The organism is Paraburkholderia gardini, assembly GCF_907164545.1.
In the GTDB taxonomy this organism is placed as follows: Bacteria; Pseudomonadota; Gammaproteobacteria; order Burkholderiales; family Burkholderiaceae; genus Paraburkholderia; species Paraburkholderia gardini.
This window is the reverse complement of sequence record NZ_CAJQZB010000002.1, coordinates 113,306-134,081: the sequence shown is the minus strand read 5'-3', so window position 1 is coordinate 134,081 and position 20,776 is coordinate 113,306. Positions and strand designations below refer to the sequence as shown.

The following is a 20,776-nucleotide window of genomic DNA, read 5'->3' as shown; positions in this document are numbered from 1 at the left end:
GCACTCCTCCCATGGAGCCGTCATCGACCCATCATGACCATAACGCTGAATCACAGGACTCCTCGCCTGCGCCTGCGCGCGCGCTGCGCCGCATGGGCGCGCGGTCCGACTTTCGCACGCGATATCGTCATCGTGCTCGCGATCAAGTTCGCGCTGCTGATGATCCTCAAATACGCATTCTTCAATCATCCGCAGGCAGAGCACATGTCGCTGCCGCCAGCGGTCGTCGCAGAGGCGCTACTCGGCGTTCCCGCACCGCATCCGTCTCGAGGTGATACTCATGCACGCTAGCGAAGTCGTCGACCTTTCGCGCTTACAGTTCGCCGTCACGGCGCTCTACCATTTTCTGTTCGTGCCCCTGACGCTCGGCCTGTCATGGCTGCTCGTCATCATGGAGTCGGTCTATGTCATGACCGGCAAGCAGATCTACAAGGACATGACCCAGTTCTGGGGCAAGCTCTTCGGGATCAACTTCGCGATGGGCGTCACGACCGGGCTCACGCTCGAGTTCCAGTTCGGCACGAACTGGTCGTACTACTCACATTACGTCGGCGATATTTTCGGGGTGCCGCTGGCCGTCGAAGGTCTGATGGCGTTCTTCCTCGAATCGACGTTCGTCGGGCTCTTTTTCTTCGGCTGGACCCGGCTTTCGAGAGTGCAGCATCTGGTCGTCACGTTCCTCGTCGCGCTCGGATCGAACCTGTCGGCGCTGTGGATTCTGGTCGCGAACGGCTGGATGAACAATCCCGTCGGCGCCCACTTCAACTACCAGACGATGCGCATGGAGCTGTCCAGCATCTTCGATGTGCTGTTCAATCCGGTCGCGCAGGTGAAGTTCGTGCATACGGTGTCGGCGGGCTACGTGACGGCGTCGATGTTCGTACTCGGTGTGTCGTCGTGGTATCTGCTGAAGCGTCGTGACACCGCATTCGCGCTGCGTTCATTCGCGATCGCGGCGGGTTTCGGGCTGGCGTCCACGATCTGCGTGATCGTGCTCGGCGACGAATCGGGCTATCGCACGGGTGAAGTGCAGCAGATCAAGCTCGCCGCCATCGAATCCGAATGGGATACGGCACCCGCACCTGCGCCGTTCACGATCATCGGCATTCCGAACCAGCAGGGAGAACGCACCGATTACGCAATCCGCGTGCCCTATGCGCTTGGCATCATCGCGACGCGCTCGCTCGACGAACCGGTGCTGGGCCTGAAAGACCTGATGGCGCACAACGAAACGCGCATCAGAAGCGGCATGCTCGCATACGGCGCGCTACAGCATCTGAAAAGCGGCGACGACACCGACGAAGCGCACGCAACGTTCGAAGCGCACAAGGCCGATCTGGGTTACGGCCTGATGCTCAAGCAGTTCACGACGAACGTCACCGACGCCACGCCGGAACAGATCAGGCAGGCTGCAAAGAAAACGATTCCACCGGTTTCGCCCGTGTTCTTCTCATTCCGCCTGATGGTCGGCCTCGGCATCCTGTTCCTTGCGACGTTCGTGCTGGCGTTCTGGTTCTGCGCGCAACGCTCGCTGCTGCTGGACAAGCGCCGCTGGTTCCTGCGCTGGGCCGTGTGGGCGATTCCGCTGCCGTGGCTTGCGGCCGAGTCTGGCTGGATCGTCGCTGAAGTCGGTCGGCAACCGTGGACGATCGCGGGCATTCTGCCGACGTCGCTTTCCGCGTCGAGCCTGCAGCCGGGCGACCTGTATCTGAGCCTTGCCGGTTTCGTGGTGTTCTATACGGCGCTTTTCGTCATCGAAATCACGTTGATGTTCAAGTACGCGCGCCTCGGTCCGTCGTCGCTGCATACGGGCCGTTACCACCATGAGCAGGACAAGCCCGCGCCCGCACTGGCCGGCAAGTCGGCGGCGTAATTCACACCAGTCTGTTCAACGGGAAACCATCATGGATTACGTCACCCTCAAACTGGTCTGGTGGGCGCTGATCGGCGTGCTGCTGATCGGCTTCGCGCTCACCGACGGGTTCGATATGGGCGCAGCGATCCTGTTGCCCTTCATCGGCAAGACCGACGGCGAGCGACGCATCGTCGTGAACACGGTCGGCGCGACGTGGGAAGGCAATCAGGTCTGGTTCGTCACCGCTGGCGGCGCGATGTTCGCGGCGTGGCCGCTGGTCTATGCGGCATCGTTCTCCGGCTTCTATTTCGCGATGCTGCTCGTGCTGTTCGCGCTGTTTCTGCGGCCGGTCGGCTTCGACTATCGCAACAAGCGTGAAGATCCGCGCTGGCGCACGGCGTGGGACTGGGCGCTTTTCGTCGGCGGCTTCGTGCCGGCGCTGGTGTTCGGCGTCGCGTTCGGGAACCTGCTGCAGGGCGTCCCCTTCGAGTTCGATACCGATCTGCGCGTCACGTATCACGGCGGATTCTTCGCGCTGCTCAATCCGTTCGCGCTGGTGTGCGGGCTCGTGAGCGTGTCGATGCTTGCGGCGCACGGCGCCGCGTTCGTCAAGATGAAGACGGATGGCATCGTGGCGCGACGCGCTTCGGTGGCGCTGCGCATCATGTCGCTCGCCGCGGTCGCGCTGTTCATCATCGCGGGTCTGCTGGTGGCGACCCTGATCGGCGGCTATCAGATCGTCGATGCCGCGCCGCTCGATACCGTCGCCAATCCGCTGCTGAAAAGCGTGATCGGTGCGCCCGGGCTGTGGCTGAACAACTACTCCACGTATCCATGGATGATCGCGGCACCGGTGGCAGGTCTGACTGGCGGCATGCTTGCGCTACTGCTGGCCAGCTCGCGCTTCGAGAAAATCACATTTGTCTCGACCGGGCTGATGATCGCGGGCGTGATCCTGACAGCGGGCTTCTCGATGTTTCCGTTCATCATGCCGTCGTCGCTCGACAGTCGCAGCAGCCTCACGGTGTGGGACTCGACGTCGAGCCAGATGACACTGCAGATCATGCTGATCGCGGTCATCATTTTCCTGCCGCTGATCCTGATCTATACGGGCTGGGTCTATCGCGTGATGCGCGGCAAGGTCACCGCCGCGGCGATCGAAGAAAACACCCATTCGATGTATTGAACAACGACGCCGGGCACGGACCGGGTGATGGCGATAGTGTCCGCGGCTTCGGCACACAAGCCGGCGTCACGATTCGATAACGCGTAAAAGCCAGACCGTCAACGCAAACGCGGCGCCCTTCACATCAGGGCGCCGCGTTTATTATTGCTTCCGTCTAAAGCGTGAAACGCATCAGGCAGGTTGCGGCGTAGCGCCACCGGTAGCCGTCGGGAGGCGCGTCGCCAGTTGCTGCGCGTAGCGCGCTGCCGCCTGACCCACGACGATGTGGAACGTATCCGCCGACACCCACGCGACGTCCAGCCCTGCCATGCGCTGGTTGTCCACCGCCGACGGATCGCTCACCACGACACGCAGACGCGTCGCCGCGATGGCGTCGAGCGAGACGACATTGGTCGCACCACCGAACACGGCGAGCCAGCGTGCCGGGTCCGGATCCAGCGGACCGCTTTCCGCTACGGCAAATGCAGCATCGCCCGCAACCGCTGCGGCTGGTGTTGCAGCCACGGCCGCCGGCTTCGCGGCAGCCGCGCCGCCCTGATCGATCGTCGTGCGGATTTCGTCGGCGATCATGTCCGCTTCCGGTCCGATGATCACCTGCACGTTCGTCGCGCCCCGCTTGAGCACACCGCGCGCGCCGATCGTCTTCAGACCGGCTTCCGACACCTGGGTCGCATCCACCACCGAAAGACGCAGGCGCGTCGTGCATGCATCGACGAGCGTCAGATTCGACGCGCCGCCCAGCGCCGCGATGTAACGCTGCGCGCGTGTCGCGGCCACAGCCGTTGCCGGCGCGGCAACGCCATCTGACGTTTCCATGGTTGCATCATCGGCATTGACGGGTTCACGACCCGGCGTCGCCATGTTGAACTTGCGGATGAAGAAGCGGAACAGGCCGTAGTACACGACGGCGTAGACGACGCCAATCGGAATCGCCATCCAGCCCTTCGTCGACAGGCCGTAGTTCAGGACGTAGTCGATCGCTCCAGCCGAGAACGTGAAGCCGAGGTGAATGCCGAGCGCCGAGCAGATCGCGAGCGCGAGACCCGTCAGCAGCGCGTGGATCACGTACAGCACCGGTGCGAGGAACATGAAGCTGAATTCGATCGGCTCGGTCACGCCCGTCAGGAACGAGGTCAGCGCCATCGAGAACAGCAGGCCGCCCACCATCGCGCGGCGTTCCTTCGGTGCTTCATGGAACATCGCGAGACACGCGGCCGGCAGACCGAACATCATGACCGGGAAGAAGCCCGTCATGAACGTTCCGGCCGTCGGATCGCCTGCGAAGAAGCGATGCAGGTCGCCCGTCACGGCCGCGCCGCCCGGCGGCGTGAACGAGCCGAAGACGAACCACGTCAACGAATTCAGGATGTGATGCAGACCCGTGACCAGCAGGAGACGGTTCAGCACACCGAACACGAATGCGCCGATCGCGCCCGCGGTCGTCAGCCAGTGACCGGCCAGGTCGATAACGGCCTGAACCGGCGCCCACACATAGCCGAACGCGATTCCTATCACCAGACACACAACCCCGGTGACAATCGGCACGAACCGTTTCCCTCCGAAGAACGCGAGGTAATCGGGCAGCTTGATGTCCTTGTACCGGTTGTACAGCAGCCCGGCCACGATACCGGCCACGATCCCCGACAGCACGCCCATGTTGAGCTTGTCGTTGATGTCCTTCATCACGGCGATCTCGATGAGATAGCCGATGGCGCCCGCCAGCGCCGCAACGCCGTTGTTGTCCTTCGCAAAGCCGACGGCCACGCCGATCGCGAACAGCAGGGGCAGGTTGTCGAAAATCGCGCCGCCCGCGTCGGCGATCATCTTGATGTTGAACACATCGGGCTGACCGAGGCGCAGCAGCAGGCCGGCGACCGGCAGCACTGCGATCGGCAGCATCAGCGCGCGACCGAGGCGCTGAATCTTCAGAAACGGATTCCCATCCATTGATATCTCCAATCCCTTCATTGAGTCGTGGTCGTAGTTATTGCCTACGTCATTGCGTTACGTGTTGTGCGGCTTGCGCAGCCGCTTGTGCCTCATTTACGTCTTCATGTTGCGAAGGTTGCCGCGAACTGTGTGGGGTTCAGTCCTGCGGCCAGACTTCGCGGCTCACTGCCCTTACCGCCTGCGCCGAGTCGAGCGCGAGCGCATCCTGGGCGCGCTGACGGCACAGCTGATAATCGAGGTTGCGCACCCGCGCCTTGATGCCCGGCACCGACACCGGATCCACCGAAAGCTCGGTCACGCCCAGGCCGACGAGCAGCGGCACCGCGAGCGGGTCGCCCGCCAGTGCGCCACAGACGCCCACCCACTTGCCATGCTTTTCCGCGCCCTTCACGGTGGCGTCGATCAGACGCAGCACCGCCGGATGCAGCCCGTCCGCCTGTGCGGCGAGGTCCGGCTGGCAGCGGTCCATCGCGAGCGTGTATTGCGTCAGGTCGTTGGTGCCGATCGACAGAAAATCCGCATGCTGCGAAAGCTGGTCGGCCAGCAGCGCCGCCGACGGCACTTCGATCATCACGCCGACTTCGATCGCGTCCGTGCGGCCCGCTTCGCGCGCCAGTTCGTCGATACGTTTGCGCAGACGGACGAGTTCACCCGAATCGGTGACCATCGGCAGCAGGATGCGCACGGCGCCCACCGGACGCACGGCGAGCAGCCCGCGCAACTGGTCGTCGAGCAGATCCGGGCGCACCTGCGCGAGACGGATGCCGCGCAGGCCGAGCGCCGGGTTCGTTTCCGGTGGCAGCGTCAGGTAATCGACTTCCTTGTCGGCGCCCACGTCGAGCGTGCGGATGATCGCGGTGCGGCCGCCCAGCGCATCGACGATCGTCTGATAGCTCTGGCGATGTTCGTCGACGTTCGGCGCGGCCCGGCGATGAATGAACAGCAGTTCCGTGCGAAGCAGACCGACGGCATCCGCGCCGTTGTCGACGGCGGTCTTCGCGTCTTCGAGCGTGGCGATATTGGCGGCGACTTCGATCGCGCGGCCGTCGTTCGTGGCGGCCGACTGTTGCGACGTGCGGCGGTTCGCTTCACGCACGCCGGCAAGACGCTGGCGCTCGCTGCGCGCACGTTCGACGTCGAGCGCGGTGGGCGCGTGTTCGAGGCGACCTGCGCCGGCATCGACCACGACCTGCGTGCCCTCGGGTATCGCGAAGAGCGCGTCGCCAACCGCCACCAGCGCCGGAATGCCGATCTGGCGCGCGATGATCGCGGCGTGCGACGTCGCGCCGCCGCGCGCCATCAGCAGCGCCGTCACGCGCGTGCGATCGAGCGACGACAGATCCGACGGCGTGAATTCTTCCGCCACGAGCACCGCTTCGTCCGGCAACACGCGCGCCGCGCCGTTCGAATAGCCGAGCGCGCGCAGCACGCGCTTTTCGATGTCACGCAGATCGGCTGCGCGTTCGGCGAGCAAGGCGTCGTCGATGTTCGCGAGTACCGCGGTCTGCGCGCGGATCGCCGAGCGCCACCCGAAGCCGGCGCTCTTGCCGAGGCTGATCAGATCGCGCGCGGCGTCGAGGAGCGTCGGGTCTTCGAGCAGCACGCGATGCACCGCGAAAATGCCCGCTTCGCCGACCGCACCGCGTTGCGACGCGTCGCGCACGACCGCGTTCAGCTCCGCATCGACACTGGCAAGCGCCTTGTCGAGCAGACGGCTTTCAGCCGCCGACGTGCCGCTCGCGACTTCCGGCGGCTCGAGATCGGCGTCGTCCCAGCGCACGATCTTGCCGACCGCGATGCCCGGCGACGCGCACACGCCAGCCAGCGTGTCCGGCGTGCCGGCCGCGCGCGCAACCTGCTGCGGCGCGGGCGAGCTTTGACGCGCCGGCTTTTCCTCAACCTCACCATGCGCTTCGCGCAACAGTTCGTGCGCGACGGCTTCGACCGCTGCCGCAGCCTGCGGACCGACGCCGAGAATCTCGACCGTCGCGCCTTCACCCGCACCAAGCCCAAGCAGACCGACGACACTCTCGATCGCCGCCTTGCGTCCTTCGTAACGGATTTCGACGCGCGCATCGAAACCGCGCGCCGCTTCGCGGGCGCGCGCCGCCGGCCGCGCATGCAGGCCGCCGGCGTGCGCAAGCGTGATCTGCTGGCGCGATTCCTCGGTGACGTGCGTCGCCTGGCGCGATGCTTCGGCGGCGGCGCCATCGCGGGCGCGCAGCGTGAATAGCGGACTTTCGCCGGCCTTCAGCATGCCGGCCACCGGACGTCCGACGATTTCGAACGCATCGGAATTCGCAATCGCGATCACCGAAACGAGGCTCGGCGCCGTCGATGCGACATAGTCCAGATCGAATTCGATCAGCACATCGCCGGTACGGACCGTCGCGCCTTGCGGCACCTTCGGCGTGAAACCCTTGCCAGCCAGCTCGACCGTGTCGATACCGATATGCAGCAGGATTTCTGCGCCTTCGGCGGTGGTCAGCGTCAGTGCGTGACCCGTGCGCGCGAGATGCATGATCACGCCGTCGCACGGCGCGACCAGCCGGCCGGCGAGCGGATCGATGCCGATACCGTCGCCGAACATGCCGCCTGAGAACACCGGGTCGGGAACATCTGCCAGCGGCACGACCGGACCGGTCAACGGCGCGAGCAACACTACTGGGCCTTGGGAATGGCTCATCAAACGGGACTCCTCAACACGTCGCATCTGATATCTCGATCAGTGAGTTTCGGTGACTTTATTCAGATGGCGCGGTGCATCGGGATTGCGTCCGCGAGCGGCGGCGAGACCGTCGGCCATCACATAAAAGGAAAGAATCGCGGCGACGGGATCGAGCGCCGGATGATCGGTGGAGACGAGCGGCAACGTCGCTTCCGGCACGTCGGCCGGTGCGGCGAGCAGCACATGTGCGCCGCGCGCCCGCATGTCGCGCGCAAGCTGGATCAGGCCTGCCTGTTCGGGACCGCGCGGTGCGAAAACCAGCAGCGGATAGTCGCGGCCGATCAGTTCCATCGGACCATGACGCACTTCCGCGCTCGAAAACGCTTCCGCCTGAATACCCGACGTTTCCTTCAGCTTCAGCGCCGCTTCCTGCGCGATCGCGAGGCCGAGCCCCCGGCCGATCACGATCATGCGTTCGACGCCACGCAGCGCCTCGACGGCCTTGCTCCAGTCGAGCGCACCGGCCTGGCGCAACGCGTCCGGCAGCGTGTTCAACGCAGCCAGCAGGGCTTCGTCGCGCTGCCAGCGCGCGACGAGCTGCGCCGATAACGCCAGCATCGCGATGTAGCTCTTGGTCGCGGCGACGCTCAGTTCCGGGCCCGCCAGCAGCGGCAGATGAAACTCGCAGGCATCCGCGAGCGGCGACGACGGCGCGTTCACCGCGGCAATTGTCAGCGCGCCGGCGTCGCGCAATGCGACCATCGTACCGACGAGGTCCGGGCTCTTGCCCGACTGGGAAAATGCGAGCGCGACCTGATCGCGCACCTTGAGCGGCGCCTGCTGCAGCGTCGCGACCGACATCGGCAACGATGCGACCGGCACGCCGAGACGGCTCATCGTGAGGCTTGCGAAATAACTCGCCGCGTGGTCCGAACTGCCGCGTGCGACCGTCAGCGCGACATGCCGCGGCAATTCCGCGAGTTTGTGCGCGAGGGCTTCGACCCGCGACGTATCCGCAAGCTGTGCGGCGACTACGTCGGCGGACGCCAACGCTTCATCAAGCATATTCGACAATCGATTCTCCTTCGACGTATGTCGCGGTCAACGCCAGTTCACGATCGAACACGACCACATCGGCCCATGCACCGCGCGCGATACGGCCGCGATCCTCGATGCCCAGGTAGTCGGCGGCGTAGCGCGACAGACGGTTTGAAACATCGGCCATCGGCAGGCCGAGCGAGACAAGGTTGCGCAGCGCCTGATCCATCGTCAGGGTGCTGCCGGCGAGCGTGCCGTCGGCGAGACGCACGCCGCCGAGGCACTTCGTGACGTGCTGGCTGCCAAGGCGATATTCGCCGTCCGGCATGCCGGTTGCCGACGTGCTGTCGGTCACCACATACAGGCGCGGAATCGCGCGCATCGCGGCGCGGATCGCGCCCGGATGCACGTGCAGCAGGTCAGGAATGATTTCGGCGAATTCGGCATGCGCGAGCGCGGCGCCGACAAGGCCAGGATTGCGGTGATGCAGCGGCGACATCGCGTTGAACAGATGCGTGAAACCGCACGCGCCGTGCTTCATCGCGGCGACCGCGTCGTCGTACGTACCGAGCGAATGGCCGAGCTGCACACGCACGCCGTGCGCCGCCATCTCGCTAATGATGTCCATGTGGCCGGAAATTTCCGGCGCCAGCGTGACGACGCGGATCGGCGCGATCGACAGATACTTCAGCACCTCGTCGAGCACGGCGGAAACCGCCGCGTCCGGTTGCGCGCCAAGCTTGCCGGGGTTGATGTACGGGCCTTCCAGATGCACGCCGAGCACCCGTGCGCCGCCCGGCGTACGCACGCGCACCACGTCGCCGAGATTCGCGACGACGTTCATCAGTTCGGCACGCGGTGCGGTCATCGTGGTGGCGAGCAGGCTCGTCGTACCGAAACGTGCGTGCGTGCGGGTGATCGTCTCGATCGCGTTGCCGGATTCCATCACGTCGGAGCCGCCGCCGCCATGCACGTGCAGGTCGATGAAGCCCGGCAGGATGTACGGATCGCCGTTCTGCGAAGGATCGGCGCGCTCGCCTTTCAGCGATGTGATGCGGCCGTTCTCGAATTCGATCGTGCCGTTGATCCAGCCATCGGTGGTGAGTATGTTTCCGGTCAGCATGTGTCTCTCTGATGATGCATCGTGCATTTTCATGACTGCTTCCGCCTGGTTCTGTTCCGCGCTACTGCCGCAGTTCAGCGACGAAGTCGTAGTAGTCGTCGCGGCAATAGGTGTCGGTGAGTTCGATCGCGCGCTGGTCGGCGCTGTAGCCGACGCGGGTGATCACGAGCAGTGCGGTGCGCGGCTCGATATCCATCAGGCCGGCAATCTCGCTCGTTGCGTTGACGGCCCGGAAGTGCTGCAGCGCGCGTACCACGGCCATACCGCGTTGCTCCAGATAGCTGTAAAGCGACAGGCCGATGGCCTGCGGGTCCGGCACGATCGAAGCAGGCAGCGCCGAGTGTTCGACCGCCATCACGATACCGTCGGCGCGGCGCAGACGCCGCAGACTCGCGACCGGTGCGCCCGGCGACAGGCCGAGATGCACGACTTCCTCGCGATTCGCCGAACGGATTTCGCGTTCGAGCCACACGGAATCGGGATGGAAGCCGCGCTGCTCCATCTTCTTCGTGAAACCGGTGAGACGGGAGAGCGGATCTTCGACGCGCGGCGTGATGAAGCTGCCGGCGCCCCGCGCGCGGCGAATCAGACCCTGCTCGACGAGCAGTTCGATTGCCTTGCGCGCGGTAATGCGCGAAACGCCGATGGCGTCGGACAACGTGCGCTCGGACGGCAGCGCCTCGCCGGCCGACCAGACGCCGCAATGGATCGCCGTCGCGAGATTGCGCGCGAGCTGCAGGTAGAGCGGCGTGACGTTACGCGCGTCAGGCATCAGGGCGGACCAGCGAGTTTCCATGGGGCTCCGGCGATCGGGGAACGAGAGCACGGCTTCTTGAACGTGGAGCCCATTATATAACCAACATAATACCAGTCAAACCACGTCGATCCAGACTCAAGAAATTCACATAACATATTGATATAAAACAATTTATTAAGATATTCAAGGGTGCTTTATCAACACTGCGGAGATCAGGATTTACCCGTACAAGCCTGTTTTAACACCAAAAAAGAGGCCACTGGTCTGCCCCATAAGAGCCCAGTCTGCACAAAGTACATACCTCTTTAATACCAGCAACCGCGTATCGACCTCATCCGCTTTTGACCCGAATTTGTAAAAGGGACGGAATCACATATAGAGTGACGGCCTGATCGTCGAAAAGAACATCGGAGAGCCTACGTTGACCGATCCCGCGATACTGCAGCGCGCTCAGGTGGTGCGCCATTTCAACCGCTTCTATACGCAGCGCATCGGCGCGCTGCACGAGCGCCTGCAGAGAAGTCCGTTCTCGTTGACCGAAGTGCGCGTGCTGCATGAGTTGCAGCGTGGTCGCGCGGATACCGCGGCGGCGCTCATCCGCAATCTGGGCCTCGATAGCGGCTACCTGAGCCGCCTGCTCACAAGCTTTGAGCGTCGCAACCTGATTTCACGTCGCCCTTCCGAAGTCGACGCGCGCCAGTCGCTGCTCGCGCTCACCGACGCAGGCCGCGCAGCATATGAACCGCTCGACGAAGCCGCCAACGACGAGGTATGCGCGCAGTTGACACGGCTAGATCCGGCGGAGCAGGAGCAGCTCGTCGCGGCGATGCAGTTGATCGAGCGGTTGCTCGGCAGCGAGATCCGGCACGGCGGGAACTGACCGGCGATTGCAGGGACTCGCGACTGGCCTGCCTTTTCGTTCGTCCACGCGGACAACAAAAAAGCGCCAGGGTTGCCCATGGCGCTTCTGCTTGCCGCTCGTTGATTCTGGATCGCGGATTGCCCACGATCCAGCGAATCAGAATGACGGCACGACCGAGCCCTTGAATTCCGTCTTGATGAACTGACGCACGTCTTCCGACTGATACGCCGCGACCAGTTTCTTCACCCACGGCTTGTCCTTGTCCTGCGTGCGCACGGCGATCAGGTTCGCGTACGGGCTATGGATGTCTTCGAGCGCGATCGCATCTTTGGCCGGTTGCAGCCCGGCGGCGAGCGCGAAGTTCGTGTTGATCGCGGCGGCATCGACGTCCGACAGCGAACGCGGCAATTGCGCGGCGTCCAGTTCGATCAGCTTCACCTTCTTCGGGTTTTCGGCGACGTCGAGCGGCGTCGCATTGTTGCCGTTCGTGCCCGCGCCGGCCTTCAGCTTGATCACGCCCTGCGATTGCAGCAACAGCAGCGCCCGGTTTTCATTCGACGGATCGTTCGGCACGGCGACTTTCGCGCCTTGCGCGAGATCCTTCACCGACTTCAGCTTCTTCGAATAGATACCAAGCGGCGAGATGTACGTGAGACCGGCATTCACGATCTTGTAGCCGCGCTGCTTGACCTGGCTGTCGAGGTAGGGCTGATGCTGGAAGCTGTTGGCGTCGAGGTCGCCTGCGTCGAGCGCGGCGTTCGGCTGCACGTAGTCGTTGAATTCGATGACCTTCACGTTCAGGCCCTCGCGCTTCGCGACTTTCTGGACGACCGCCCAGATCTGCGCGTCGGGACCGCTGATCGTGCCGACCTTGATGATCTTGTCGTCGGCGTGCGCGATGAAGCTGGTCGCGAATGCGGCCGTCGCGAGGACGGCGGAGAGGGTTTTGAGGAGTGTTCTACGCTGCATGGATTTCCCGATTGTGTTGCGTTGATTCAGTTTCGATAGTTCGCGAGAGACGCGCCGGGACTGTCTTTTGTTTTCGCAGTCCGCGGGACCGTAAATGGTCTCATACGCCCCATGCGAAGGGAAATACCGCGATGGCATATGGATATGCAGGCGAGGCGAGGAGGACGAAGCAGATGAAGGGAAAAGCGAGGCGTATCGGACAGCGGGCCGCCAGTTCGCCGGCGGCCCGCCTGGGTGAAGCGTGAATCAGAACGTCGTCCAGTCGTCACCAGGCGCGGCGGCGCTGGCAGCAATCGCATCCACCGGCGATTTCGCGGTGTTCGCGGTGTCGCGACCTGCCATGGCGCTGACGGCATCATCGCGAGCGGCGGGCTTCGGCGCGGGTTTTGCCGCCGCGCGTGTGGTTGCAGTTGCGCGTGCGGACGCAGATGCAGATGCAGATGCGGTCGCGCGGGTCGTCGGCGATTGCAGTGCGCGCGCAGCAGTGCGCACGGACGGCTCGACGCGGCCCGCCTGTTCTTCGACACGGAACGCGCTCACGGTGTCGTGCAGACGCGCTGCCTGATCCTGCAGGGAGGCGGCACCGGCGGCCGCTTCTTCGACGAGCGCCGCGTTTTGCTGCGTGACTTCGTCCATCTGCGTGACGGCGCGGCCGACCTGCGAAATGCCGCTGCTCTGTTCCTCGGATGCCGCCGCGATCTCGCCCATGATGTCGGTCACGCGACGCACCGCCTGCAGGATTTCGCCCATCGTCGCGCCGGCCTGGCCGACGAGCTCCGAGCCGTTGTGCACGCGTTCCACGGAGTCGCCGATCAGTTGCTTGATTTCCTTTGCCGCGGTCGCCGAACGTTGCGCGAGGCTCCGCACTTCGCCCGCCACCACCGCGAAGCCGCGTCCCTGCTCACCGGCACGCGCGGCTTCCACCGCCGCGTTCAACGCGAGAATGTTGGTCTGGAAGGCGATGCCCTCGATCACGCCGATGATGTCAGAAATCTTGTGCGAGCTTTCGTTGATCTCGCTCATCGTGCCGATCACGCGGCTCACGACATCGTTGCCGCGCGTCGCGATATCCGACGCGTTGTGCGCGAGTCCGCTCGCCTGGCGCGCGTTGTCGGCATTCTGCTTCACTGTCGCCGTCAGCTGTTCCATGCTTGCGGCCGTTTCCTGCAGCGATGCGGCCTGTTGCTCCGTGCGTTGCGACAGGTCGCTGTTGCCGGTCGCGATCTGCTGCGTCGCCGACGCGATCGATTCCGCCGAACGACGGATCTCGCCGATCGTCCGTTGCAGGCGCGCCTGCATCTGGTTCATCGCGGCCATCATGCTGGTGCTGTCGTTCGGGCGCAGCGCGACGGTCTGCGTCAGATCGCCTTGCGCGATGCTCGCAGCAAGACGCGCCGCGTGCTCAGGCTCGCCGCCCAGGCTGCCGCGCACGTTGCGGATGATCAGCACCATCGCCACCGAAATCGCCGCGCCGATCAGGAGCACCACGATCAGGTGGCCGAGCAGCGTCCGGTAGTACGTCGTGTCGATGTCGCGGATGAAAACACCGCTCGTGATGTTCCAGTCCCACGGCGCGAAATGCACTACGTAGCTGATCTTGGGTACGGCCGTTTCGCTGTGCGGCAGGCGGCCACGATATTCGGCGAAACCGCGGCCGCTTGCCTTCGCCGCATCGACGATCGATACGTAGAGCAGCTTGCCGTCCGGATCCTTGAAGTCGCCGACGGATTTGCCGTCCATTTGCGGCAACGTCGGATGCATCAGCACGACCGGCTTCGAATCCATCACGAAGAGGTATCCGGATTCGCCGTAGCGCATGGTCGCGAGACGCGCGAGCGCTTCACGCTGCGCATCGGCTTCGCCCAGCTTGCCGCTTTGAACGAGCGTGTAATAACCGTTGACGACGCCCTGCGCCGCCTCGACGAGATTCACCATGCCGGCCTTGCGCTCGGCAAGCATGGTGCCGCGCGTCTCGACCGCGCTCCATAGCCCGACGCCCAGCAACCCCAGCCATACGAGCGCAAGTGACAGCCACAGCTTGCGGTTCAGACTCATCCTGCTCATTGTGTTGGTCTCTTTCGTGTGGTTTCTTTCGGTTTGCGCTCGCCCGCGCCTTTTGAGCGCAAACGATTGCAAGTTGTATAACGGCTGAAAGTTTCACCGACTTGAGAAAAACAGGGATGCCGCCAGCGCGGCCGCCGCAGGCGCCCGAATCCAGCGGCACTGGTTTTCGCGCTGAACGATAATGGCGAAGCACCGGCGGGCTGCGCCGGCCCATTTTTCAGGAGCTGTCATGTACGTCGTCAACATCACCTACACCGCATCGCTCGATCGCATCGACGACGCGCTCGAAGCGCACCGTGCATTCCTCGGGCAACAATTTGATGCAGGCGTGTTTATCGCTGCCGGGCCGAAGCTGCCGCGTACGGGCGGGATCATCCTTGCAGTGCGAATCGACCGGGAACGGCTGGACGCCATCCTCGCCACCGATCCGTTCGCGCAGCAACAACTGGCCACCTACACCGTCGAGGAATTCAAGGCCACGCGGCTCGCGCCGGGGCTGAATCTGCCCGCGCTGTCGTAAAACGCGGGCGCCAGCAGAAAACGGCCGGTGAGACTCACCGGCCGTTCGTTGTTATTTCGTTCGTTGTTTCGTTATTTCGCGCTGCGTTGCGCTCTCGCTCCCCGGACTGCCGTCGAACAGCAGTCAGTCGAGCAGCAGCTTGATGTCGTGCACCCAGGGCGCGGCGCCCTGCCCGTCGCGGGCGAAGAGTCTCAGCTTGCCGTCCGGATCGAACACATAACTCGCGGCGGTGTGATCCATCGTGTAGCTGTCGGGCGTCTTGCCCGGCACCTTCGCGTAGTAGACCCGGAAGTCCTTCGCCACCTTGACGAGCTGTGCATCGTTGGCAGGCCGCAGGCCGATAAACGCCGGATTGAACGCCGGCACGTATTGCGCCAGCAGTTCGGGCGTATCGCGCTCAGGATCGACCGTCACGAACAGCACCTGCACGCGCTGCGCATCCTTCGGCCCGAGTTGCTGCAGCGCCTGCGACAGTTCGGCCATCGTCGTCGGGCAGACATCCGGGCAATGCGTGTAGCCGAAGAACAACACCACCACCTTGCCCTTGAAGTCGGCCATCGTGCGCATCTTGCCGCTCGTGTCGGGCAACGAAAAATCGGCGCCGAACTGCGTATTGCCGGTGATATCGAGATTCTGAAACGCGGGCGCCTTGTTGCAGCCGGCCATCAGGAGCGCGCCGCCAAGCGCGCAGGCAGCTACGGCGACGCGCGCCGCGCGCGCAAGCCTGAGTGTGAGCATGGTGTTATGCGCCAACGAGAACGCGAGCGTAGTGGTCGACCAGAAGCGCCAGGAACAGCAGCGACAGATAAACGATCGAATAACGGAAGGTTTTGCGGGCGAGCGCGTCGGAATATTCCCGATAGATTTTCCACGCATAGCCGAGAAACACGGCGCCCAGCACCACGGCCGCCGCGAGATACAGGACACCGCTCATGCCGGAAACGAACGGCATCAGCGTGACGGCGAAGAGAATCACCGTGTAGAGCAGGATATGCAGACGCGTGTACTTCTCGCCGTGCGTATTGGGCAGCATCGGCAGACCGGCGTTTTCGTAATCCTTGCGGCGGTAAAGCGCGAGCGCCCAGAAATGCGGCGGCGTCCAGACGAAAATGATGAGTACGAGAATCCACGCATCGCCCGGCACGTGACCGGTGACGGCCGCCCAGCCGAGCGCGGGCGGCATCGCGCCCGAGGCACCGCCGATCACGATGTTCTGCGGCGTGGCGGGCTTGAGCAGCAGCGTATAGATGACCGCGTAGCCGACAAACGTGGCAACCGTGAGCCACATCGTCAACGCGTTGGCGAACGTGTAGAGCGTCCACATGCCGACGCTGCCGAGCACGGCCGAAAACACGAGGATCTGCATCGTGGTGATCTCGCCGCGCGCGGACGGGCGCCATGCGGTGCGGCGCATCTTCGCGTCGATTTTCTGTTCGACGAGGCAGTTGATCGCAAATGCGCCGGCGGCCAGCAGCCAGATGCCGATCGTGCCGCCGATCAGCGGCTTCCACGGCACCATGCCGGGCGTCGACAGGAACATGCCGATGACCGCGCAGAACACGGCGAGCTGCGTGACACGCGGCTTCGTCAGCGCGATGTACTGGGAGATCCGGCTACCGGGATGATGGGGAAGAGTTGTGCTGTCCATGTGGGGTCACGCTGGCGCGGCATCGCGCGCGGGCAACACTGCGCGGCCGGGACGGCTATAAGCGATTCGAAAGTTTAGCATAACGAGCAGCAGCAGCAGGATCGCGGCACCGCCGTTATGGGCGACTGCAATGGGCAGCGGCCATTGCAGGACGATGTTCGACAGACCGGTGATGAACTGGATCACGACGACCAGCAGCACGCCGTTCGCCGGCCGCCGCAACGATTCGAAGCGGCGCACTTTCAGCGCGAACCACACGAGATACGCGATTACGACGAACGCGAACGTGCGATGCGTCCAGTGAATCGCGACCAGTGCGTCCTGCGTGATGAAGTCGCCGTCGCCGGTCATGCCGAGCGCACGCCACAGGTGAAAGCCGCGCGCGAAGTTCATCGGCGGAATCCACTGGCCGTTGCAGGTCGGGAAATCGGTGCACGCGAGAACCGCGTAGTTCGTGCTCACCCAGCCGCCCAGCGCGATCTGCACGATCAGCAGGACCAGCGCGGCGAGCGCGGCCGCGCGCCAGCGGGCGGCTGCAGGTTCAAAGGAGGGCAGCGGTGTCTGGCGCGCCGCCAGCCAGCCGAGCGTGCCGAGCAGCGCGAGACCGAGCAGCAGGTGCGTCGTCACGATTGCGGGCTGCAGCTTCATCGTCACGGTCCACGCGCCAAACGCGCCTTGCACGAGGATCAGCAGCAACAGCGAAGTCGGCCACCACGGCGACACGTGCAGCGGCCGGCGACGCAGCTTCGCCGTCCACGCGATCAGCGTCTGCGCGATGATCAGCACGCCGATCGCCATCGCGAAGTAGCGGTGGATCATTTCGATCCACGCCTTTGACATGCTCACCGGCCCGCCCGGCATCGCCTGATACGCCGCGTGGATCGCGGCATGCGCGATGAACGGCGATGACGTGCCGTAACAGCCCGGCCAGTCCGGACAGCCGAGGCCGGAATCGGTCAGACGTGTGAAGCCGCCGAACATCACGAGGTCGAGCGTCAGGAAGGTCGTGATCCAGACGAGCTTGCGAAACTTGTTGTCGTCGGCCTTGACCCAGACGTACGACAGCGGCAACAGCGCAATGCACAGACCAATCAGGCCGAGTTGCAAAACAAACATCTCTCTACCCTTCTCGCGAAAAACGGTGCGCCACGGCGCGGGCGCGGCACCGTCACATCAGCCGATGCTCGACCATTTGAGCAGCTTCGTCACGTCGCCCTTGATCTTGCCCGGGTCCGGATCTTTCGGAAACCGCATCATCAGATTGCCGTTCGGATCGACCACGAAGATGTGGTCGGTCAGCTTCGTGCCGCTGTCAACCGGCAGCCACGCGGCCACGGCGGACGGATCGACGATCAGCATGTCGGTGTCGTCGTAGGCGCGTTTGACGACGTCCGGAACAGTCGACGGATCGGTACGCAGCCATACGTTGACGACGCGCCCGCGTTCGCCGCCCTGCGTCGCGCGGATCTGGCGCATGAAATACAGCTTCGTGACGCAGGCCTTGTCGCACGCGCTGCCGTCCACCGAAACCAGCAGCCAGCGACCGCGCAGCGACGTGAGCGGCATCGGCTTGCCGTCTTCGCCGATAACGGTGAGCGAGTCGGGAATCGGACGCTGCGGTTCGACAAGCGTGCCGTAACTCGTCGTGCCGCCCTTTGGCTTGATCACGTAGTACGTGATGTACGAAGCGATCACGGGCGCCGCGCAGATGACCGCGATCAGCAGCATCATCCAGCGGCCGCGTTGCCACGAGCCCTGGCGCGCGGGCGGCGCGCCGTTCGATGCACCGTTGGAAGCCGGCTGGCCGCGCTGCGCGGTTTTTCCGGATTGCGGAGAGCGGGGAGATTGCGTCGACACTACAGGACCTCTTTCCATGATTGCGCGATGACGGCCGGTAACGACCCGTCATCGCGCGCGATGCATTTACGCGCTGGGCGCGTGCTCTTTCTTCGCGGCGCGACGGGCCGCGTATAGCCCGAATCCGATCGCCGCGGCGGCCATGCCCCACCACTGGAACATGTAGCCGTAGTTCGTCTCGACGCCCGTCGTGGGCACGGGCCAGTCGCGTACCAGCATGTCGCCGTCGTCGCTCAACTGCTGGATCACGAACGGTTGCAGCGGCAAACCCGTTTCAGCCGCGTAGGCGTGGACATCGAGATTCTGGCGAATCTGCTGATGTGCGGCCGATCCTCCTTGCCCAAGCTCGTAAGCCTTGCTCGCATCGGCACGCGCGATGCCCTTGATTTCGATCTCGCCCTTCGGCGTGACGAACGACTTTATTTCCTCGCGATCGTTCATGTTGCGCGGCAACCAGCCACGATTGACGAGCACGTAGCCACCATCGTGCAGTTTAAAGGGCATCACGACGTAAAAACCTGGCTGGTCGTTATACGGCCGATTGTCCAGATACACGACCTTCTCCGGCACGAAGCTGCCGAGCGCGCGCACGTGATGGAATTCGATGTCCTTCAGCGCGATGGGCGCGGCGGTAACAGTTTGCGCCGGCGCATGCTCGAACTGCATGATGTGCGCCTGCAGCGCTTCCTTCTGATGCGCACGGTCGCGCTGCCAGAAACCAAGCCGCACCGTCACGGCGACGACGATCAGAATCAGCACGACGGGAACAAGCCGAAACTTCATCGCACACCACCTGCGGGCACACGCCTTGCGATACACGGTGAGATAATGAACGTCTTACATTTGCGTTCCCGACCGTCAACTGGTTCCATGCATATCCTCATTCCCATCGCCTTCGTCCTCATCATCGCCAGCATGGCTTCGGCGCTGTATTTCATGATGCACGACCGGGGCCAGTCGAAGCGGATGGTCTGGTCGCTCGCTACGCGCGTCGGCCTCTCGATCTCGCTTTTCCTGTTCATCCTGTTCGCACACTGGATGGGCTGGATCCAGTCGACCGGTATCCCGATCGGCCGCTGATGTTTCGGCAGGCGCCCGCTGACGCCTGCCTGCTCGCGGTGACGTCCTGCGACGCTCATCTGGACCCTGGGGCACTGAATCGTGGTCACGGTGAAGTCCGTCACGTCACCCGATCCATGAAGCAAAACGCCGCCCTGACAGGGTCGGGGGCGGCGCTGCGTGGTTACTGCTTACTGCCATCCAGTTTCCGCGCTTCGTTCGAATTATCCGAAACGCAGCAGGCCGCATCCGCGAAATAACCGCCGATGCAGGTCCGACAGCTTTACAGCCAGTACACGACAACGTACAGCCCGAGCCACACGACGTCCACAAAGTGCCAGTACCAGGCCGCGCCTTCGAACGCGAAGTGATGATCCGCCGTGAAATGGCCGCGGATCATGCGCACCAGGACGACTGCCAGCATCGTGCCGCCGAGGAACACGTGGAAACCGTGGAAACCGGTCAGCAGGAAGAACGTCGAGCCATACACGCCTGAAGCCAGCGTCAGGTTCAGTTCGTTGTACGCGTGAAAGTATTCGAAGGCCTGGAGGAACAGGAAGCTGACGCCAAGCACGAGCGTCGCGGCCAGCCAGACGATTGCCTTGCGACGATGATCCTCACGCAGCGCATGGTGCGACACGGTCAGCGTCGCGCCCGACGACAACAGCAGCGCGGTATTGATGGTCGGCACCGGCCACGGCTGCATCGACTTGAAATGCGAGACGAGCGCAGCAGGACCGTTGTTCGGCCACACCGCCGAGAAATCCGGCCAGATCAGCTTGTAATCGAGGCTGCCGAGCTGATGTAGTGCGATTTCGCGTGCATAGAACAGCGCACCGAAGAACGCGCCGAAGAACATCACTTCGGAGAAGATGAACCAGCTCATGCTCCAGCGGTACGACGCGTCGACACGCTTGCCGTACATGCCGCTTTCCGATTCGGAGATTGCATCGCCGAACCAGTGCCACAACGTGAAGAGCAGCCACAGCAGGCCGACGGCCACGCCGAGGGGCCCCCAGCTCGCATCGTTGATCCACGACGCAAGCGATCCGAGCATGACCAGCAGCCCGACCGCCGCGCTGATCGGGTGCCGCGACGGATGCGGTACGAAATAGTACGGGCTCTCGTTTTGACCGCTCATTCTTGATTCTCCACTTCAGTCCAGTTGTTCCGCTTGGTCCGGTTGGTTCCGGTTTTATCTTCGACGGCGCGTGGATACC

Annotated in this window: 18 protein-coding genes and 1 pseudogene; 6 read left to right on the top strand and 13 right to left on the bottom strand. The window is 63.8% G+C overall.

Annotated elements, in window-relative coordinates:
• The first annotated feature begins 33 nt into the window (after positions 1–33).
• From cydP to cydB, 3 genes are read left to right on the top strand one after another with little or no spacing between them, the layout of a single operon-like run.
• Complete coding sequence (cydP, locus tag LPA37_RS02510) at positions 34–291, top strand: cytochrome oxidase putative small subunit CydP (protein WP_228977409.1); 258 nt, start codon at positions 34–36, stop codon at positions 289–291.
• The gene (locus tag LPA37_RS02505) at positions 281–1,873 is read left to right on the top strand and encodes a cytochrome ubiquinol oxidase subunit I (protein ID WP_229011312.1); all 1,593 of its coding nucleotides are present in this window, start codon (positions 281–283) and stop codon (positions 1,871–1,873) included. The genes cydP and LPA37_RS02505 overlap by 11 nt, the downstream gene beginning before the upstream one ends.
• Positions 1,874–1,904: 31 nt before the next feature.
• A complete protein-coding gene (cydB, locus tag LPA37_RS02500) occupies positions 1,905–3,041 on the top strand; it encodes a cytochrome d ubiquinol oxidase subunit II (protein WP_228977406.1) in 1,137 nt (378 codons plus the stop codon).
• Between the two features lie 171 nt (positions 3,042–3,212).
• Here the strand turns inward: cydB and nagE are convergent, their stop codons facing one another.
• From nagE to LPA37_RS02475, 5 genes are all read right to left on the bottom strand, one after another.
• Positions 3,213–4,988 (bottom strand): N-acetylglucosamine-specific PTS transporter subunit IIBC, encoded by a 1,776-nt coding sequence (gene nagE / locus LPA37_RS02495; RefSeq protein WP_229011309.1) that lies wholly within the window; start codon positions 4,986–4,988, stop codon positions 3,213–3,215.
• Between the two features lie 139 nt (positions 4,989–5,127).
• Complete coding sequence (gene ptsP, locus LPA37_RS02490; protein WP_228977401.1) at positions 5,128–7,677, bottom strand: phosphoenolpyruvate--protein phosphotransferase; 2,550 nt, start codon at positions 7,675–7,677, stop codon at positions 5,128–5,130.
• Positions 7,678–7,716: 39 nt separating this feature from the next.
• Positions 7,717–8,733 (bottom strand): SIS domain-containing protein, encoded by a 1,017-nt coding sequence (locus LPA37_RS02485; RefSeq protein WP_228977399.1) that lies wholly within the window; start codon positions 8,731–8,733, stop codon positions 7,717–7,719.
• Positions 8,717–9,820: an N-acetylglucosamine-6-phosphate deacetylase gene (nagA, locus tag LPA37_RS02480; protein WP_229011307.1), complete on the bottom strand. Its 1,104-nt coding sequence runs from the start codon at positions 9,818–9,820 to the stop codon at positions 8,717–8,719. The genes LPA37_RS02485 and nagA overlap by 17 nt, the downstream gene beginning before the upstream one ends.
• Positions 9,821–9,881: 61 nt before the next feature.
• Positions 9,882–10,616 carry a GntR family transcriptional regulator gene (locus LPA37_RS02475; RefSeq protein WP_228977396.1) on the bottom strand — a complete coding sequence of 245 codons (735 nt, stop codon included), beginning with the start codon at positions 10,614–10,616 and terminating at the stop codon, positions 9,882–9,884.
• 382 nt (positions 10,617–10,998) lie between these two features.
• On the opposite strand from LPA37_RS02475, the pseudogene LPA37_RS02470 reads away from it, so the two are divergent.
• Positions 10,999–11,445, top strand: a pseudogene (locus LPA37_RS02470) (MarR family winged helix-turn-helix transcriptional regulator); the annotation flags it as partial.
• A gap of 150 nt (positions 11,446–11,595) precedes the next feature.
• Here the strand turns inward: LPA37_RS02470 and LPA37_RS02465 are convergent.
• Entirely contained in the window at positions 11,596–12,408 is an 813-nt protein-coding gene (locus LPA37_RS02465) for a MetQ/NlpA family ABC transporter substrate-binding protein (protein ID WP_228977394.1), read from the bottom strand.
• 246 nt (positions 12,409–12,654) lie between these two features.
• Positions 12,655–14,472: a methyl-accepting chemotaxis protein gene (locus LPA37_RS02460; RefSeq protein WP_229011305.1), complete on the bottom strand. Its 1,818-nt coding sequence runs from the start codon at positions 14,470–14,472 to the stop codon at positions 12,655–12,657.
• Between the two features lie 229 nt (positions 14,473–14,701).
• Here LPA37_RS02460 and LPA37_RS02455 point away from each other — a divergent pair, with 229 nt between their 5' ends.
• Positions 14,702–14,992: a YciI family protein gene (locus LPA37_RS02455; protein ID WP_228977389.1), complete on the top strand. Its 291-nt coding sequence runs from the start codon at positions 14,702–14,704 to the stop codon at positions 14,990–14,992.
• Positions 14,993–15,115: 123 nt separating this feature from the next.
• Here LPA37_RS02455 and LPA37_RS02450 read toward each other — a convergent pair whose 3' ends face one another.
• Genes LPA37_RS02450 through LPA37_RS02430 form a run of 5 tightly spaced genes read right to left on the bottom strand, consistent with a single transcriptional unit; the run spans position 15,116 to position 19,280 of the window.
• Positions 15,116–15,730 carry an SCO family protein gene (locus tag LPA37_RS02450; protein WP_229011303.1) on the bottom strand — a complete coding sequence of 205 codons (615 nt, stop codon included), beginning with the start codon at positions 15,728–15,730 and terminating at the stop codon, positions 15,116–15,118.
• 4 nt (positions 15,731–15,734) lie between these two features.
• Positions 15,735–16,640 (bottom strand): heme o synthase, encoded by a 906-nt coding sequence (gene cyoE, locus LPA37_RS02445; protein ID WP_228977385.1) that lies wholly within the window; start codon positions 16,638–16,640, stop codon positions 15,735–15,737.
• A 6-nt stretch (positions 16,641–16,646) separates the two neighbouring features.
• Positions 16,647–17,756, bottom strand: coding sequence for a COX15/CtaA family protein (locus LPA37_RS02440; protein WP_228977383.1), 1,110 nt, complete (start codon positions 17,754–17,756; stop codon positions 16,647–16,649).
• A gap of 57 nt (positions 17,757–17,813) precedes the next feature.
• Complete coding sequence (locus LPA37_RS02435; RefSeq protein ID WP_407672473.1) at positions 17,814–18,515, bottom strand: SCO family protein; 702 nt, start codon at positions 18,513–18,515, stop codon at positions 17,814–17,816.
• A 48-nt stretch (positions 18,516–18,563) separates the two neighbouring features.
• Complete coding sequence (locus LPA37_RS02430; RefSeq protein WP_228977381.1) at positions 18,564–19,280, bottom strand: SURF1 family protein; 717 nt, start codon at positions 19,278–19,280, stop codon at positions 18,564–18,566.
• A gap of 87 nt (positions 19,281–19,367) precedes the next feature.
• Here LPA37_RS02430 and LPA37_RS02425 point away from each other — a divergent pair, with 87 nt between their 5' ends.
• Complete coding sequence (locus tag LPA37_RS02425) at positions 19,368–19,577, top strand: twin transmembrane helix small protein (RefSeq protein ID WP_228977379.1); 210 nt, start codon at positions 19,368–19,370, stop codon at positions 19,575–19,577.
• A 262-nt stretch (positions 19,578–19,839) separates the two neighbouring features.
• Here LPA37_RS02425 and LPA37_RS02420 read toward each other — a convergent pair whose 3' ends face one another.
• Positions 19,840–20,697: a cytochrome c oxidase subunit 3 gene (locus LPA37_RS02420; protein ID WP_228977377.1), complete on the bottom strand. Its 858-nt coding sequence runs from the start codon at positions 20,695–20,697 to the stop codon at positions 19,840–19,842.
• Between the last annotated feature and the right edge of the window lie 79 nt (positions 20,698–20,776).